The organism is Paraburkholderia aspalathi, from assembly GCF_900116445.1.
Taxonomy (GTDB): domain Bacteria; phylum Pseudomonadota; class Gammaproteobacteria; order Burkholderiales; family Burkholderiaceae; genus Paraburkholderia; species Paraburkholderia aspalathi.
The window spans coordinates 1-17,014 of record NZ_FPBH01000001.1; the positions used below are offsets into that span (position 1 = coordinate 1).

Sequence of the window (17,014 nt, forward strand, 5' to 3'; positions counted from 1 at the left end):
GCGTTCCAGGGCATGGTCGGGACCGGGCGTTTTAGTACCCGGAAGTGTCAACCATGTCCCCGCACACCTGTCAGCTATGTCTCCGGTCTATACACCGCCGCAAAGAAAAGTAGGCAAAAGAAAGCGGCTAGAAGCCCCTGCTAAGCGGGTCCCGCAGATCGGTCAGGGTAGTGGTGCATCTGGAATCTGTGTTCGTGCCCTGCACGTGCTTGTGACAAGGGCGTCATACTTCCGGCGGCGCTGCGCGCGCCGAAGAGCCGTTCATAAAAGCGATCTCTACGGTTTGACGCGACGCCTCGCCGAGGCGAAGCCGACGGCCCCCACAAACCAAAACCGAAGCCCATGGTTTCCCATGCAGACCCGTCCGCGACGCACGCAGTGCGGAGTGGGAGCTGATGAGTCCCTTGTCACTAACGCGGAGTGTGCGAGAACACGGATTCCAGTCGCACCACTACCCGCAGCAGACCACGGTGCCCACTTAGCAGGGGCTTCTAGCCGCTTTCTTTGCTTATCTTTCTTTGCGGCGGCAAAGAAAGTAAGTGCCGCCCCGCACAGGGGCAACGCTAATAGACCACTAACAATGCAAGGAAAGGCACCAAAGCCAGAACAAGGAAAGGCACGAAAGCCAGAACAAGGAAAGGCCAAAGCCCCAAGAACACTGACAAACAAGACGCGCCGCAGGCCCCAATCTATATCGAAAAAGCGACCCAAAACTTGCTAAATCGCGGCAGCGCCGACAGCGAGTCATGCACCTTACAAACCCATATCCCCCGCAGAGATCGGCCCTGCCAGCGCCCAGCCACGGCAAACACCCCATTGCTGCACCGCAGCACACGCCGCCCACCTCTTTGAGAAATTAATTTCCGCTTGCGAGACTCCGCGCCATGCCGGATGAGTCGGGCAGGCCTAACCCGCCCCTCCATCCATGACATCCTCAATAAAACCTGGATGGAGACACGCGTGTTCCTTTACGGCTTTGGTCCGGTGTTGCTGGCCGGCACGATCCAGACGATCGAGCTGTCCGTCCTGTCGCTGGCAGCCGCCGTGCTGCTCGGCCTCGCAGGCGCGGCGGCGAAACTCTCCTTCAACCGCCCGCTCAGGGCAATCGCAACCGGCTATACGACTCTGATCCGCTCCGTGCCCGACCTCGTGCTCATGCTGCTGCTGTTCTACAGCATCCAGATCGCGGTCAACAATCTCACCGATGCGCTCAATCTCCCGCAGTTCGATATCGATCCGTTCGTGGCCGGTGTGCTGACCCTCGGCTTCATCTATGGGGCGTACTTCACCGAAACCTTCCGCGGCGCGTTTCTCGCCGTGCCGCGTGGCCAGCTCGAAGCGGGCAGCGCCTACGGCATGAGCGGCGCACGCGTATTCACGCGCATCCTGTTTCCGCAGATGATGCGCTTCGCGCTGCCGGGCATCGGCAATAACTGGCAAGTACTGGTCAAGGCCACGGCGCTCGTGTCGATCATCGGTCTCGCCGATGTCGTCAAAGCCGCTCAGGATGCGGGCAAGAGCACCTTCAACATGTTTTTCTTCATTCTGGTCGCCGCGCTGATCTATCTGGCGATCACCACCGCGTCGAATCTCGTGCTGATCTGGCTGGAAAAGCGCTATTCCATCGGCGTGCGTCACGCGGAGCTCTAAGACCATGATCGACATTCTCAATCAATTCTGGCGCGCGTTCCTGTACTGGGACGGTCAGCGCATGTCCGGTCTGGCGGTCACGCTGTGGCTGCTGGTGGCGTCGATCGGGATCGGCTTCTTCATGGCGATTCCGCTCGCGGTGGCGCGCGTATCGAAGAAACGCTGGCTGTCGACGCCGGTGCGTCTCTACACCTACGTGTTTCGCGGCACGCCGTTGTACGTGCAACTGCTGCTGATCTACACCGGCATGTACAGCCTCGAATTCGTACGCTCGCATCAGTTGCTCGACGCGTTTTTCCGCAGCGGTTTTCACTGCGCGATTCTCGCTTTCGCCCTGAACACCTGCGCATACACCACCGAGATTTTCGCCGGCGCGATCCGTTCGACTTCGCACGGCGAAGTGGAAGCGGCTCGTGCTTACGGCATGAGCTGGTTCACGATGTACCGCCGCATTGTGATACCGTCCGCGCTGCGCCGGGCGCTGCCGTTGTACAGTAACGAAGTGATCCTGATGCTGCACGCCACTACGGTCGCGTTTACGGCTACGGTGCCGGACATCCTGAAGGTGGCGCGCGATGCGAATTCCGCCACGTATCAGTCGTTCGACGCATTCGGCCTCGCGGCGCTGATTTACCTCGTGGTGTCGTTTGGGCTGGTGGCCTTGTTCCGTCGCGCGGAGCGTCACTGGCTGGGTTACCTGGCGGTGCGCACGCACTGAGCAGGCATGTTTCGATTGAGCGGCGCGACAGGTTCGCGCCGTCACGCAGATTGATCCGTATTTTCAAAGGGAGAGCATCTTGCTCCACACGACTCAAACCGAAGCTTGCAAGCTCGCCGTCCAGGACATCCACAAGCGCTACGGCGACAACGAAGTGCTCAAAGGCGTGTCGCTGAACGCAAACAAGGGTGACGTGATCAGCATCATCGGCGCGAGCGGATCGGGCAAGAGCACCTTCCTGCGCTGCATCAATTTTCTCGAGCGGCCGAACGCGGGGCAGATCGTCGTCGACGGCGAAATGGTCAAAACCAAAGCCGACCGCGCCGGCAATCTGGAAGTGGCCGATCACAAGCAACTGCAACGCATCCGCACGAAACTGGCGATGGTGTTCCAGCACTTCAACTTGTGGGCGCACATGAACGTGATCGAGAACATCGTCGAAGCACCGATTCATGTGCTCGGCATGTCGCGTCGCGAAGCCGAAGAACGGGCGCGCGAATATCTCGAGAAGGTCGGTCTCGCGCCGCGTCTGGAAAAGCAGTATCCGTCGCATCTGTCGGGCGGTCAGCAGCAACGGGTCGCTATTGCGCGTGCGCTGGCGATGAACCCCGACGTCATGCTGTTCGACGAACCCACTTCCGCGCTCGATCCCGAACTGGTCGGCGAAGTGCTGAAGGTGATGCAGAAGCTCGCTGAAGAAGGCCGCACGATGATCGTCGTGACGCACGAAATGGGCTTCGCGCGCAACGTGTCGAACCATGTGATGTTCCTGCACCAGGGCCGCACCGAAGAAGAGGGCTTGCCCGCTGAAGTGCTGACCACGCCGCGTAGCGAACGGCTTAAGCAGTTCCTGTCCGGCAGCCTGAAGTAACGCGCGGCTCGCGCATTCCGCGTTTTACTGACAAGTGATGGCTCGCACGTCTAACCCGGCTCGCACCACGCAGGTTGCCATCGTCGCCTTGCCGCCGGTGTCGATGTCGGGCGTGGGGCCGATTGTCGACGCGCTCAATCTCGCCAACGAAATCGACGGCCGGGCGCTGTACCGCGTGCAGGTGTGTTCATGGGACGGCCGCGCGGTGCCCTTGTCGGGCGGCGCACAATGGCCGGCCGATGCCGCCTTCGGCGATGCGATTTCGTGCGACTGGCTGATCATCGTCAGCGAACGGTTCCAGCAATTCGCCGATTACCGGCTGTTTCTGGCAAGTCTGTCGCGCGTCGGGCAGCGCACGCCGCTCGTCACCGGCATTCATCATGGCGTCTGGTGGCTGGCGATGGCGGGGCAGTTGTCCGGCTATCGCGTGAGCGTCAACTGGGAAACCTATCAGCAGTTCTCCGAGCAGTTCGAGCGCTCGATCGTTACCCAACAGATTTTCGAAATCGACCGTGATCGCGCAACTTGCGCGGGCGGTCAGGCGACCGTCGACTTCATGCTGGCGATGATCGGCCGCGATCACGGGCCCGAATTGGCGGACCGGATTGCCGATACGCTCGGCGTCGGTGTGTTGCGCGCGGGCGAAGAGCGTCAACGCATTCCGTTCGTGACCGCACCAGGCGAGCGTCATCCGCGTCTGAACGATGCGCTCATGCTGATGGAAGCGAATATCGAAGACCCGCTGACGACCGATGAAATCGCCGGTCTCGTCGGTGTCTCGCGACGTCAGCTGGAGCGCCTGTTTCGTCAGTACCTCGGCTCGATGCCGTCCAAATACTATCTGGGGCTGCGGCTTTCGAAAGCGCGCACGCAATTGCAGCGCACCAGCAAATCGGTGGTGCAGATCAGCCTTGCTTGCGGGTTTTCGTCGGCGGCGCACTTTTCGAATGCTTACCGCGAACGCTTTGGTGTCACACCACGCGAGGATCGTCGTAACTGGATCGACAAGCAGACCGGTGCGACCGGCGCCGCGGCCAGCGAGCCGCGCCCGGCCGCGTTGATCGAACGGCCCGACCAGGCGGAATAACCAGGAATAACCAGGAATAAGCGGCCGGAAAGCGCGCAGTCTGCAAGCTGCACGCGACATATCCGCCGGAAGCTCATAGAAAGCGTCGCGTATGCGCAAGACTTAACGCGCGCAGTTTCCTACACTACGTGTACTACCTCTCACCTGTAACGAGGATTCGCCATGAACGACCTGACTGTGACACGCCAGACCTTCGACGAAGTGATGGTGCCGGTGTTTTCGCCCGCCGCCTTCGTGCCGGATCGCGGTCTCGGCTCACGCGTCTGGGATACGCAAGGCCGCGACTATATCGACTTCGCCGGCGGTATCGCCGTCACTGCGCTCGGTCATGCCCATCCTGAACTGCTGAAAGTCTTGCACGACCAGGGCGGCAAGCTGTGGCACATCGGTAACGGCTACACCAATGAACCGGTGCTGCGCCTTGCCAAACGTCTCGAAGAACTGACTTTCGCCGACCGTGCGTTCTTCGCCAACTCGGGCGCGGAAGCGAACGAAGCTGCGCTGAAGCTGGCGCGCCGCGTCGCGTTCGAGCGCCATGGCGCGGATAAGGTCGAAATCATTTCGTTCACGCAGTCGTTCCATGGTCGTACGTTCTTCACGGTGAGCGTCGGTGGCCAGCCGAAGTATTCGGAAGGCTTCGGCCCGGTGCCGGCCGGCATCATCCATCTGCCTTACAACGATATCGAAGCGGCGAAGAAAGCGATCGGCGCGAAGACGTGTGCGGTGATCGTCGAGCCGATTCAGGGCGAGGGCGGCGTAATCCCGGCCGATCCGGCATTCCTGAAGGCACTGCGCGAAGCCTGCGATGAGCACGGCGCACTGCTGATTTTTGACGAGGTACAAACGGGTGTGGGCCGCAGCGGCTATTTCTACGCGTATCAGGACACCGGCGTGACGCCGGACATCCTGACCACCGCGAAGGCGCTCGGCAACGGTTTCCCGATCGGCGCGATGCTGACCACCAACGAACTGGCCGCGCACTTCAAGGTCGGCGTGCATGGCACGACTTACGGCGGCAATCCGCTGGGCGCGGCGATCGCGGAGAAGGTGGTCGAGCTGATCAGCGACCCGAAGGTGCTCGAAGGCGTGCGTACGCGCAGCGAAGCATTGAAGGGCCAACTCGCGAAGCTGAACGAACGCTTTGGCCTGTTCAAGGAAGTGCGCGGCAAGGGTCTGTTGATCGGTGCTGAGTTGACCGATGCATTCAAGGGCCGCGCAAAAGATTTCGTCACGGCTGCGGGTCAGCACGGCGTGATCATGCTGATGGCGGGTCCGGACGTGCTGCGTTTCGTGCCGTCGCTGATCATGCCGCTCGACGATATGTATGAAGGCTTCGCGCGTCTGGCGAAGGCGATCGAAGAGATCGTCGGCGCAAAGACTGAAGCCGCGTCGAAGTGAACCACGGCAGCGAGCTAAAGCACTGAATCATGCGTCACATTCAACAGGAACGATGATGCTCTTCGTACGCCCCGGCCGCCTCGCCGATCTCGATGCGCTCGAACATATGGCGCGCACCGCGCAACCGGTGCTGCATTCGCTGCCGCACGATCGGGGCGCGCTCGAAGCGCGCGTCGCGTTGTCGGAAGACTCGTTTCGCGCGGATGTGGATTTTCCGGGCGAGGAGTTCTATCTGTTCGTGCTCGAGGATGCACAGAGCGGCAAGCTGATGGGCACGGCGAGCATCGTCGCTGCTGCCGGTTACTCCGACCCGTTCTACGCGTTTCGCAATGATGCGCTGATTCACGCGTCGCGTGAGTTGCACGTGAACCGCAAGATTCACGCGCTGACCATGTCGCATGAGTTGACGGGCAAGAGCCGGCTGGCGGGCTTCTATATCGACCCGTCGCTGCGTGGCGATGCGGCCGCGCATCTGATGTCGCGGGCGCGGATGATGTATATCGCCGCCAATCGCAAGCGCTTCACGCCGGAAGTGTTCTCGTTGCTGCTCGGCGTGACCGACGACTCAGGTGTGTCGCCGTTCTGGGAAGCGGTGGGGCGCAAGTTCTTCGGCCGCAATTTCGCCGACATCGAAATCGAATCGGGCGGACGCAGCCGCACCTTTATCGCCGAAGTCATGCCGACCTATCCGATCTATGTGCCCTTGCTGCCGGAAGCGGCGCAGCGGGTGCTCGGCGAGCCGGATTCGAAGGCGCTGCTCGCGTATGACATTCACCTCGAAGAAGGCTTCGAGACGGATCGTTTTATCGATATTTTCGACGCGGGCCCGGTGTTGACCGCACAGGTGGATCGCAGCGCCTGCGTGACGCGCAATGAAACACGTGTGGTGCGCGAAGCCGGCGCGGCAGCCGAGGGCTCGACCTATCTGATCGCGCATAACGGTGCAGGTGGTGAGTTCCGCTGCGTGCTCGATACCTTGTCGGGCGAAAAGGCGGCCGGCGCGTCGTTGTCGCATGCGGCGCGCGCCGCACTCGGCGTGCAGGAGGGCGACGCAGTACGCTGCGTGCCGCTGCATCAGCCGCATCAGGAAGAATTGACGGGAGACGCACGATGATCGTCGTTCGTGTTGTGCAACGAGGCGATGTGGACGCGCTCATGCGGCTCGCGCAGGAGACCGGTCCCGGTCTCACCACTTTCAAGCCGGATCGCGATGCCTTGGCGGCGCGCGTTGAGCGTGCCCGCCGCACGACGGAAGACAAGGCCGAGCCGCACGAAGCCGGTTACTTCTTCGTGATGGAAGACACCGACACCGGCGACGTGGCCGGCGTATGCGGCATCGAAACGTCAGTCGGTCTGCAGCAACCGTTCTACAACTATCGCGTGAGCACGGTGGTGCACGCGAGCCAGGACCTCGGAATCTGGACGCGCATGCGCGCGCTGAACATTTCGCATGACCTGACGGGTTACGCCGAAGTGTGTTCGCTGTTCCTGAGCCCGCGTTATCGCACGAGCGGCGTCGGCGGGTTGCTGTCGCGTTCGCGCTTCATGTTTCTCGCGCAGTTTCGCGAGCGCTTTCCGCAGCGTTTGTGCGCGGAATTGCGCGGCCATTTCGATGCGGAAGGCACCTCGCCGTTCTGGCGTGCGGTCGGCTCGCATTTCTATCAGATCGATTTCAATGCGGCGGACTATCTGAGTTCGCACGGCCGCAAGGCGTTTCTCGCCGAGCTGATGCCGCGTTATCCGGTGTATGTCGAGCTGCTGCCGGAAGAGGCGCAGGAGTGCGTCGGCCTCACGCATAACGATACGATTCCGGCGCGCCGCATGCTCGAATCGGAAGGGCTGCGCTACGAGAATCACGTCGATATCTTCGACGCCGGTCCGGTGCTCGAATGCCATATCGCCGACTTGCGCACGGTGCGCGAAAGCGTGGTGGTGCCGGTCGAGATCGCCGACGTGCCGGCGGGCGCGCCGCAGGATGCACCGCGTTCGATGGTATCGAATACGTCGCTGGGCGATTTTCGCGTGGGCGTGGCCGCGGGCGTGCCGCAAGACGGCGTGTTCCGTATGAGCGCCGCTGAGGCGGCCGCACTCGACGTCAAGGCAGGTGACCCGGTTCGGGTCCTGCCGCTGAAACACAAACAAGGATGATCATGAGCGAGCTTTTCATCGACGGCGAATGGGCCGCCGGCACAGGACCCGCATTCGCGTCACGCAACCCGGGTACGGGCGGGACGGTGTGGGAAGGCAATAGCGCATCGGCGGACGACGTCGATCGTGCAGTGCGCAGCGCGCGCCGTGCGTTCGCGGCGTGGTCGGCCTTGAGCCTCGACGAACGTTGCGGCGTGGTGCGCCGCTTCGCCGCGCTCGTGACGGAACGCAAGGAAGCGCTTGCCGAAGCGATCGGCCGCGAGACCGGCAAACCGCTGTGGGAAGCGCGCACTGAAGCCGCTTCGATGGCGGCGAAGGTCGAGATTTCGATTCAGTCGTATAACGAGCGCACCGGTGAAAAACGTTCGCCGATGGCTGACGGCACTGCCGTGCTTCGGCATCGCCCGCATGGCGTGGTGGCGGTGTTCGGGCCGTATAACTTTCCGGGGCACCTGCCGAACGGGCATATCGTGCCGGCATTGATCGCGGGTAACGCGGTAGTGTTCAAGCCGTCGGAACTCGCGCCGGGCGTGGCGGCACTCACGGTGCAGATCTGGCGCGATGCGGGATTGCCTGCCGGTGTGTTGAACCTTGTGCAAGGCGAGAAAGAGACGGGCATTGCGCTCGCCAACCATCGGCAGATCGATGGTTTATTCTTCACGGGTAGTTCGGATACCGGAACGTTGCTGCACAAGCAATTCGGTGGCCGTCCGGAGATCGTGCTGGCGCTGGAGATGGGCGGCAACAATCCGCTCGTGATCGGACCGGTGGCGGACGTCGACGCGGCCGTGCATCACACGATTCAATCGGCGTTTCTGTCGGCAGGGCAGCGTTGCACATGCGCGCGCCGTATCTTCGTACCGAGCGACGCGTTCGGTGACCGCTTTGTTGAACGCCTGACGGAAGTGACGTCGCGCATCAGCGTCGGCGAATACAACGCCGATCCGCAGCCGTTCATGGGCGCGGTGATTTCCGCGCGGGCGGCATCGCGCCTGGTCGCGGCTCAGGAGCGTCTGCTGGCCGACGGCGCGAAAGCACTGCTGAAGATGGAGCAGCGCGATCCGAAACTCGGCTTCGTCACGCCCGCGATTCTCGACGTGACCGCCGTGAAGGATCTGCCGGACGAAGAGCATTTCGGACCGCTGGCACAGATCATTCGTTACGGCACGTTCGACGAAGCGCTCGAAAAAGCCAACGATACCGAGTTCGGTCTCTCCGCCGGCCTGCTCGCCGACGACGAAGCCCTGTGGACGCATTTCCAGCGCACCATTCGCGCGGGCATCGTCAACTGGAACCGGCCGACTAACGGTGCATCGTCGGGCGCGCCGTTCGGTGGTCCGGGACGTTCGGGCAATCACCGGCCGAGCGCGTTCTATGCTGCCGACTACTGCGCGTATCCGATGGCGTCCGTCGAAAGCGCGCAACTGCAAATGCCCGCGAGCGTTTCGCCGGGCCTTCAATTCTAAGGATCGACGATGCAAGCCACTGAAGCCAATTTCGACGGTCTCGTCGGCCCGACCCACAATTACGCCGGGCTCTCGTTCGGCAACGTTGCGTCGCAGAACAACGAGAAGTCGGTCGCCAATCCGAAGGCCGCTGCCAAGCAGGGCCTGCGCAAGATGAAGCAGTTGGCCGATCTCGGCTTTCATCAAGGCGTGTTGCCGCCGCAGGAGCGTCCTTCGATGCGTCTGTTGCGTGAACTCGGTTTTTCGGGCGACGACGCGACGGTGATCGCGCGCGTGGCCAAGGACGCGCCCGAGTTGCTGGCCGCCGCAAGTTCGGCTTCGGCGATGTGGACCGCGAATGCGGCGACGGTGAGTCCGTCGGCCGACACGCATGACGGCCGCGTGCACTTCACGCCGGCCAATCTGTGCAGCAAGCTGCATCGCGCGATTGAGCATGAATCGACGCGCCGCACCTTGCGCGCGATTTTCAGCGACGCCGATCGTTTCGCGGTGCATGAAGCGCTGCCCGGCACGCCGGCACTCGGCGACGAAGGCGCGGCGAATCACACGCGTTTCTGCTCGGAATACGGCACACGTGGCGTCGAATTCTTCGTGTATGGCCGCAGCGAATATCGCCGCGGACCGGAGCCGAAGCGTTTTCCCGCACGTCAGACCTTCGAGGCGAGCCGCGCGGTCGCGCATCGTCACGGTCTGGCAGAAGCGGCCACGGTGTACGCACAGCAAAACCCCGACGTGATCGACGCGGGCGTGTTCCATAACGACGTGATCGCGGTCGGCAACCGCAATACGCTGTTTTGCCACCAACTCGCGTTCGTCGAACAGAAGGCGGTGTACGACGAACTGCGCACGAAGCTCTCCGGGCTGAAGGCGGAGTTCAACGTGATCGAAGTGCCCGACGCGCAAGTGAGCGTGTCCGACGCGGTCACGTCGTATCTGTTCAACAGCCAGTTGCTGACGCGCCCGGACGGCAAGCAGGTTCTGGTGGTGCCGCAGGAATGCCGCGAGAACGAGCGCGTGGGCGCCTATCTGGACGATCTGACCTCGCATACCGGTCCGATCGATGACGTGCTCGTGTTCGATCTGCGCGAAAGCATGAAGAACGGCGGCGGCCCGGCATGTTTGCGGCTGCGCGTGGTGCTGAACGACGCGGAGCGCGCGGCAGTGACGTCTGGCGTGTGGATCAACGACAAGCTGTTCGGACGCCTCGATACGTGGATCGAAAAGCACTATCGCGATCGTCTCGCACCGTCCGACCTGACCGATCCGCAATTGCTCGCCGAGTCGCGCACCGCGCTCGATGAATTGACGCAGATTCTCGGCCTGGGTTCGCTGTATGACTTCCAGCGCTGAGCACGGCATGCCGTTTTCGATGCTCGACGATTTCCTTGCCTATACGTTAGCGGGAACGCGGCCCGGCGCGCAGGAAACGCAGGGTGCGTGCGGCAACAACGACAACGCCGTGCGCTGGTCATGGCTCGACGACGGTGTGCTGCTCATGGAACCCGCGGTGCGGAATGAAGGCATCCGCAGTGTGCTCGTCTCTGCCGGCGTGCATGGCGATGAAACCGCGCCAATTGAACTGCTGTCGTATCTCGTGCGCGATATCGCACGAGGCGATGCCGCCTTGTCGTGCCGCTTGCTGGTGATTCTCGGCAACGTCGACGCCATGCGCGACGCGTGCCGCTATCGCGACGACGATCTGAACCGCCTCTTCAGCGGACGTCACGAGCAGGTGCCGCACAGCCACGAAGCGCCGCGCGCGGCGGCGTTGGAGCGGGCGGCAACGCAGTTCTTTGCCGCAGCGTCGCAGGCACCAGGCGCGCGATGGCACGTCGACATGCATACGGCGATCCGCCCCTCGGCGTTCGAGCAATTCGCCTTGTTGCCGCACACCGGCAAGCCGTTTTCGCGCGCCATGTTCGAGTGGCTCGGCGAAGCGCGCATCAGCGCCGTCCTGCTTCATACGACTAAGGGCAACACCTATTCGCACTTCACCGCGCATGCATGTGGCGCCGAAGCGTGCACGCTCGAACTCGGCAAGGTGCGCCCCTTCGGGCAGAACGATCTGACGCGTTTCGCCGGTGCGGACGAAGCGGTGCGTCATCTGCTGGCCGGCACAAAGAACGGCAACGCGCCCGCGGCAATGCCGCGCGTGTTCACCGTGATCGACCAGCTCACCAAGCAAAGCGACGCATTCGAATTGCTGGTGGCCGCGGACGTGCCGAATTTCACGCCCTTCGTGAAAGACACCGTGCTCGCACGCGACGGCGATTATCGCTACACCGTGCGTCACGATGAGGAACGTCTCGTGTTTCCGAACGCAACGGTCAAGCCCGGTTTGCGCGCGGGTTTGCTGGTGGTCGAGACGACGCAGGACACGCTGTCCGGTCTCGTTTAGACGTGCCATTGCAGCGCAGAACGTTGCGCGCCTTCGCGCGCAACGTCTCATACCAGACCGCTTACGCGGCCTGCGTCGCGGTCTGACTGACCAATCCTTCCGCCACCATCGCCTCACGTACCTTCGGCCGCGCTGCCACGCGAGCCAGATACGCGTTGAGGTGCGGATACGGGCCTAGATCCACCGACAGCATCCGCGCCCAGCTCAACACCGTGAATGCGTAAGCATCGGCGACAGAGTATTGTCTCGTGAGATAGTCGCGTGACGTGAGTACACCCTCGAGTTCGTTAAAACGTGTAGCGAGTTTCGCGCGGCATTCGAGCTTCGTTGATTCGGCTGTCTCCTGATGCCAGAGCCATGGGCTGAAGGTCTTGTGCAATTCCGTGCTGATATAGGTGAGCCATGCGACCGCTTCGAGCCGCTGCGGCGTTCCGGCGGGCGGTAGCAGGGCGCGCTCCGGCGCAAGATCGGCGATGTATTGCAACAGCGCAGCGCCCTCGGTATGGCGCGAGCCGTCGTCGAATTCGACGAGCGGCACATAGCCGCGCGGCGAGATCGCGTAGTAGTCGTCGCCATTGGCGAGCTTGTGCGTTTGCAAATTGACCTTGATGGTGTCGAAGTCGAGTCCGGCTTCGCGCAAGGCAATGTGAACGGCCAGCGAGCAGGCGCCCGGTGAGTAATAGAGTTTCATGGTGTCACCGCTATAAACGAGAGTGAAGTCCCGGCAGGTGCCGGTGGCAAGGCTCGTCGGCCGACAAGTCGATGTGGTAAAAGTAGCCCGGATCGCATTCAGAATAAACAGGCGGCTTGCCAAACCATGCGTGCAAAAACGCAATACGAACTGACTTCGGCGGATACCCAGACCATTCTGGCGCTGGTGCGCGCCGGCACCCTGGCCGAGGCCGCGCAGCGCCTGGGGATCGATGCCTCGACGATTTTTCGCTCGGTGCAGCGGATCGAACGCGGGCTCGGGCAGCGTCTGTTCGAGCGTTCGCGCAGCGGTTATCGCGCGACGCCGCTCGGTGCGCAACTGGCGCGTCACGCCGAGCGGATCGAAAGCGAGCTGGCGGCCGCGCGCTCGACCGTGCAGGCGAGCAGTGACCGCGTCAGCGGCGCGGTTCACGTGACGACCACCGATACCGTGCTCTACGGTCTCCTGCTGCCCGCGCTGCATGATTTCGCGGCGCTGCATCCGGCGCTGTCGTTCGAATTGACTGCCACCAATAGTCTCGCGAGCCTGACCAAACGCGACGCTGATATTGCCGTGCGCGCTACGCGCCGCGCGCCGGATCATCTGGTCGGCAAGCATGTAGGCCCGCTGCGTATCGCCGTGTTTGCCGCGAAGGCGAGCGGTATCCGGGCGAGCGACGCCGATGCGTTGTCGCGCTGCGATTGGGCGGCGCCGGACAGTTCGCTCGGCGATCATCCTTCGGTTCTGTGGCGCAAGCGCCATTGTCCGACGGTCGAGCCACGCTACAAGACCAATAGCGTGATGGCGGTGTTCGAACTGGTGGTGCGCGGTTTCGGCGTCGGCATCTTTCCCACCTTCCTCGCGCGTGAGCGCGACGATCTCGTGCAACTGACCCCGCCGCTCGACGAAGCGGAATCGCAGGTGTGGGTGCTGGCGCATCCCGAGTCGCGTCATCTGCCGCATGTCGCGGCGGTCTACACGCATCTGTCGCAGCGTCTCGGCAGCGATTTCGCGGCCGGCGACGGCGCGGTCTGACGTGCATCGGAGTGCGTGCCGGCTTGCCTGAGCGCGACACGAAGTTGCACCTTTAAGCGCGCGTTACCTGGTTCGGCAAACGAGCTTGGCAAAGGGGCGCCCACAGGGCCGCCTGCAGGACCGCGATTCGAAGCCTGTACAATCCCGCCCTCGCGGCTGTTGCGCTGCACCACACTGGCCGCACGAGTTTGAATCGCATTTTTGGCGCGGCAATCATGCTCGCCCGGATTCGGCTCCGTCTTATTCAATACCGTAGAGGAACACCCGTAATGAAGATGAATTGGCGAAACATGGCTGCGCTCGCGCTGTTCGCGACGGCAACGGTAGCGACAGGGTCCGCGTCGGCAGCGGATATCAAGGAAGTGCGCTTCGGCGTCGAGGCGTCGTATGCGCCGTTCGAATCGAAGTCGCCGTCGGGCGAGCTGCAAGGTTTCGATATCGACATCGGCAATGCTGTGTGTGCAAAGCTGAAGGCGAAATGCGTGTGGGTCGAGAATTCGTTCGACGGCCTGATTCCGGCGCTGGAAGCGCGCAAGTTCAACGCGATCAACTCGGACATGACGATCACGGAACAGCGCCGCCAGGCCATCGACTTCACCGATCCGATCTACACGATCCCGAATCAGATGATCGCGAAGAAGGGCAGCGGTCTGCTGCCTACGCCGGCCTCGCTCAAGGGTAAGCACGTCGGCGTGCTGCAAGGCACGATTCAGGAAACGTATGCGAAGGCGCGCTGGGCCCCGGCGGGCGTCGACGTCGTGCCGTATCAGACGCAGGACCAGATCTACGCCGACCTCGCATCGGGGCGTCTCGACGCTGCGTTCCAGGACGCGGAAGCGGCTTCGAAGGGCTTTCTGAAGAAGCCGCAAGGCGCAGGCTTCGACTTCGCCGGCCCGGCAGTCAGCGATGAGAAGCTGCTCGGAGCGGGTGTGGGCTTTGGCCTGCGCAAGGGCGACAAGGCGTTGAAGGACGCGGTGAATCAGGCGCTCAAGGAACTGAAGGCCGACGGCACGATCGACCGCTTCGCCGCGAAGTACTTCGACGTGAAGGTCGTGTTGAAGTAAGGCGTTGGGTATTTTGCCTGAATGGTTTTGTTTGAATGGTTTTGCTTGAAGCAACCGGCCGCTTGATGCGGCCGGTTGTCTTTTGAGGCTGTCAGCGAACGTTCGCTTCAGGCTGCTCGAGATAGTCGAACACCACTTCACCGAGTCCTAGCGTCAGATCGGAAATCAGATGCCGCGCCTCGACGATTTCGAGCACCGGTAATTCCGCGACCGGCGCCAGAGCATGGTGCGCCAGTTCGAGCGAGGCGGGACCCGTCCATGCACCTTTAAGGGTGATGTCTTGCAGGTAGTAGCGCACCAGTTCGCAAATGCGCGGCGTGCCGTCCACGTGCGGAATGACTTTCAGCAGGAAGTTCGGCGTCTCCAGACGCTTCTGCTGCTGCGCGAGATCCAGTTGCCGATGCTTGTAGCCCATCGTGCCGGTGGCGATGCGCACGGGGCCGTAATCGAGTGTGCCGAGGAGTGTGTCGGTATGGACTTCCAGCACCGGCGAGGCGAGCTTCTTCGGAAAGCCCCACAATTCGCGGCCGCCGGCGATCGGCGGATGATCGTCCAGATACATCGCCAGCGTGTAACCACCTGCCACGCCGTTGTACGACACCGGGATCACTTGACCGCTTTCCGTGTAGTCGCCGAAGCCGGTCGAATCCGGCATGCGAATGAATTCGTAATGGACGAGCGGCTCGCCGATCTGCAGCGGCTCGGGCACCACGGCGCGCAGTTTGTCCGGATCGGTGCGGTAAGTGATGATCAGAAATTCCCGGTCGACGAAACGATACGGACCCATCGGAAACGCCGGGCTCGTGATCGGCATCGCGAAGGCATTTGACAGCACGCTTTTGACGTCCATGATTTTCCTTGGTGGTTAAAGGCTGTGGTGGAACGCTTTTGCACTGCACAAGAGTATCGTCGATTCTTTCCTTCTCTTCAGCCAGACTGGTTGCCAATTATTTCGAGATATTGCGGCGCTGACATGTCCGGGCGCATCGGCCTGCGCTAAAATCGGCAGGCACACCGCACGCGCAAAGGGTCTCGGGGCCTGGATGGGCGCGATTGGTGCAGCAAAAACCAAAATACAGCAGGAAGCGCCCGGGCGGCGCTTAGCGGGGGACCAGAATGACCACCATCGCAATCGAGAATCCCAGCCATACGGGGGCTGCGGACGATGCGCAACTGAATGCCAGCTTCGCGCGCCAGCCGATTCTGAATCGGGACGGCATGCTATGCGGCTATGAGATCAAGGTGCGCGTGCCGGAGTTGCCGTTGGGCGCCGACTCCGACGCGGGCTCAGCATCGCCTGCCGATCCGGCTGCCGACGTCTTGCCGGGCCGCGCGCCCGATCCCGCCCAGCTCGTGGCGCGAGCCGTGATTCGCGGATTGATGCAGGGCAATGTGCGCGGTGCGCTCACCGGGCACCCCGCTTATGTCGACGTAAGCCGCGAGATGCTGTTCGACGATTCGATCCAGCACCTGCCCACTGACCGCTTCATGTTCGAATTGTCGCCGTCGATCCTGGTGGACGATGCGCTGATTGAGCGCATCGTTCAATTGCACGGCCGGCGCTATCGCTTCGTACTCGACGAAGTGACGCAGCCCGATGAAACGTTTGCGAAGCTGCTGCCCTACGCGGAAGTCGTCAAGATCGATTTCACACGGGCGTCGAAAGCGCTGTTGCCCAAATTGACGAGCGTGCTCAAGTCCGCGGGCAAGCTGCTGATCGCGCTGGGTGTCGATGCACAGGCCGATTTCGAAGAGGCGCATGGTCTCGGTTTCGACCGCTTCCAGGGCTACTTCTTCGCGCGTGCGCAGACCTCGACGACGCGGCGTGTCAGCGCGCCGCGGCATGCATTGCTGAATCTGCTGCAACTGCTGTCGGGCGACCCGACCGTCGCGCAACTCGAAGCCGAACTCAAGCTGAATCCGGTGCTGGTCATGCACCTGATGAAGCTCGCGAATTCGAGCGGCCTCGCCGTCGGCCATAAGGTCACGACGCTGCGCGAAGCGATCAATGCGACCGGCACGAACCGGATCGCGCGCTGGACGCAATTGCTGTTGTACGCGGACGGCCGCAAGGTTGCGCTCGAGGACGATCCCCTGCTGCAACTCGCGGCGACGCGGGCGCGCTTCATGGAACTGGCGATCGAGCGTTTGCCCGAAGCGGGGCGTGACGAAGCTGATGCGGCGTTTCTGACCGGCGTGTTTTCGTTTGTCGATGCGGTGTTCGGCGGCTCGCTCGAAAGCACGCTGAATGTGCTGACGCTATCGCGGCCGATTCAGGCGGGCATTCTGCATCGGCAGGGCGTGCTGGGATTGTTGCTGACCGCGGTCGAAGAGCTCGAGCGCGGGGCGTGGGATGAACTCGATGCCTTGTGCGCGCGCTTGCAGCCGTTGACGGTGGAAGAGATCGCGCTGCTGGGGTTGGCGGCGGGGGCGTGGGCCGGGGTGGCGGATCGGAGTGCGGAGGGGTTGGAGCGGATTGAGGATTGAT

The 17,014-nt window shown here is 62.4% G+C and carries 15 protein-coding genes; 13 read left to right on the plus strand and 2 right to left on the minus strand.

The window, feature by feature from the left end; all coding sequences use genetic code 11:
- Positions 1–960: 960 nt before the first annotated feature.
- From BM438_RS00005 to astE, 10 genes are all read left to right on the plus strand, one after another.
- Complete coding sequence (locus BM438_RS00005; RefSeq protein WP_012432581.1) at positions 961–1,650, plus strand: ABC transporter permease; 690 nt, start codon at positions 961–963, stop codon at positions 1,648–1,650.
- Positions 1,651–1,654: 4 nt separating this feature from the next.
- Positions 1,655–2,368 (plus strand): ABC transporter permease, encoded by a 714-nt coding sequence (locus BM438_RS00010; RefSeq protein WP_054043065.1) that lies wholly within the window; start codon positions 1,655–1,657, stop codon positions 2,366–2,368.
- Positions 2,369–2,447: 79 nt separating this feature from the next.
- Positions 2,448–3,239 carry an ABC transporter ATP-binding protein gene (locus tag BM438_RS00015; RefSeq protein WP_054043063.1) on the plus strand — a complete coding sequence of 264 codons (792 nt, stop codon included), beginning with the start codon at positions 2,448–2,450 and terminating at the stop codon, positions 3,237–3,239.
- A gap of 37 nt (positions 3,240–3,276) precedes the next feature.
- Complete coding sequence (locus tag BM438_RS00020; protein ID WP_093632258.1) at positions 3,277–4,326, plus strand: GlxA family transcriptional regulator; 1,050 nt, start codon at positions 3,277–3,279, stop codon at positions 4,324–4,326.
- Positions 4,327–4,488: 162 nt separating this feature from the next.
- Positions 4,489–5,724: an aspartate aminotransferase family protein gene (locus tag BM438_RS00025; protein ID WP_093632261.1), complete on the plus strand. Its 1,236-nt coding sequence runs from the start codon at positions 4,489–4,491 to the stop codon at positions 5,722–5,724.
- A 55-nt stretch (positions 5,725–5,779) separates the two neighbouring features.
- Complete coding sequence (aruF, locus tag BM438_RS00030; RefSeq protein WP_093632263.1) at positions 5,780–6,838, plus strand: arginine/ornithine succinyltransferase subunit alpha; 1,059 nt, start codon at positions 5,780–5,782, stop codon at positions 6,836–6,838.
- Positions 6,835–7,872 (plus strand): arginine N-succinyltransferase, encoded by a 1,038-nt coding sequence (astA, locus tag BM438_RS00035; protein WP_093632265.1) that lies wholly within the window; start codon positions 6,835–6,837, stop codon positions 7,870–7,872. Before aruF ends, astA begins: the two co-directional genes overlap by 4 nt.
- 2 nt (positions 7,873–7,874) lie before the next feature.
- Positions 7,875–9,338: a succinylglutamate-semialdehyde dehydrogenase gene (gene astD, locus BM438_RS00040; RefSeq protein ID WP_093632267.1), complete on the plus strand. Its 1,464-nt coding sequence runs from the start codon at positions 7,875–7,877 to the stop codon at positions 9,336–9,338.
- Between the two features lie 9 nt (positions 9,339–9,347).
- Positions 9,348–10,688, plus strand: coding sequence for an N-succinylarginine dihydrolase (astB, locus tag BM438_RS00045; protein WP_093632269.1), 1,341 nt, complete (start codon positions 9,348–9,350; stop codon positions 10,686–10,688).
- Positions 10,672–11,736: a succinylglutamate desuccinylase gene (astE, locus tag BM438_RS00050; protein WP_244179202.1), complete on the plus strand. Its 1,065-nt coding sequence runs from the start codon at positions 10,672–10,674 to the stop codon at positions 11,734–11,736. Before astB ends, astE begins: the two co-directional genes overlap by 17 nt.
- Positions 11,737–11,797: 61 nt before the next feature.
- Here astE and gstA read toward each other — a convergent pair whose 3' ends face one another.
- Complete coding sequence (gene gstA, locus BM438_RS00055) at positions 11,798–12,427, minus strand: glutathione transferase GstA (protein WP_093632274.1); 630 nt, start codon at positions 12,425–12,427, stop codon at positions 11,798–11,800.
- Between the two features lie 126 nt (positions 12,428–12,553).
- Here gstA and BM438_RS00060 point away from each other — a divergent pair, with 126 nt between their 5' ends.
- Together BM438_RS00060 and BM438_RS00065 are read left to right on the plus strand one after the other, a co-directional pair.
- Complete coding sequence (locus tag BM438_RS00060) at positions 12,554–13,462, plus strand: LysR family transcriptional regulator (protein WP_093632276.1); 909 nt, start codon at positions 12,554–12,556, stop codon at positions 13,460–13,462.
- 269 nt (positions 13,463–13,731) lie between these two features.
- Complete coding sequence (locus BM438_RS00065; RefSeq protein WP_093632279.1) at positions 13,732–14,526, plus strand: ABC transporter substrate-binding protein; 795 nt, start codon at positions 13,732–13,734, stop codon at positions 14,524–14,526.
- A 91-nt stretch (positions 14,527–14,617) separates the two neighbouring features.
- On the opposite strand, the gene BM438_RS00070 is transcribed toward BM438_RS00065, so the two are convergent.
- On the minus strand, positions 14,618–15,376 hold the full coding sequence (locus tag BM438_RS00070) for an acetoacetate decarboxylase (RefSeq protein WP_093632280.1): 759 nt from the start codon (positions 15,374–15,376) through the stop codon (positions 14,618–14,620).
- 266 nt (positions 15,377–15,642) lie between these two features.
- Between BM438_RS00070 and BM438_RS00075 the strand changes: the two genes are divergently transcribed.
- Positions 15,643–17,013: an EAL and HDOD domain-containing protein gene (locus BM438_RS00075; RefSeq protein ID WP_093632282.1), complete on the plus strand. Its 1,371-nt coding sequence runs from the start codon at positions 15,643–15,645 to the stop codon at positions 17,011–17,013.
- Position 17,014: the final 1 nt, after the last annotated feature.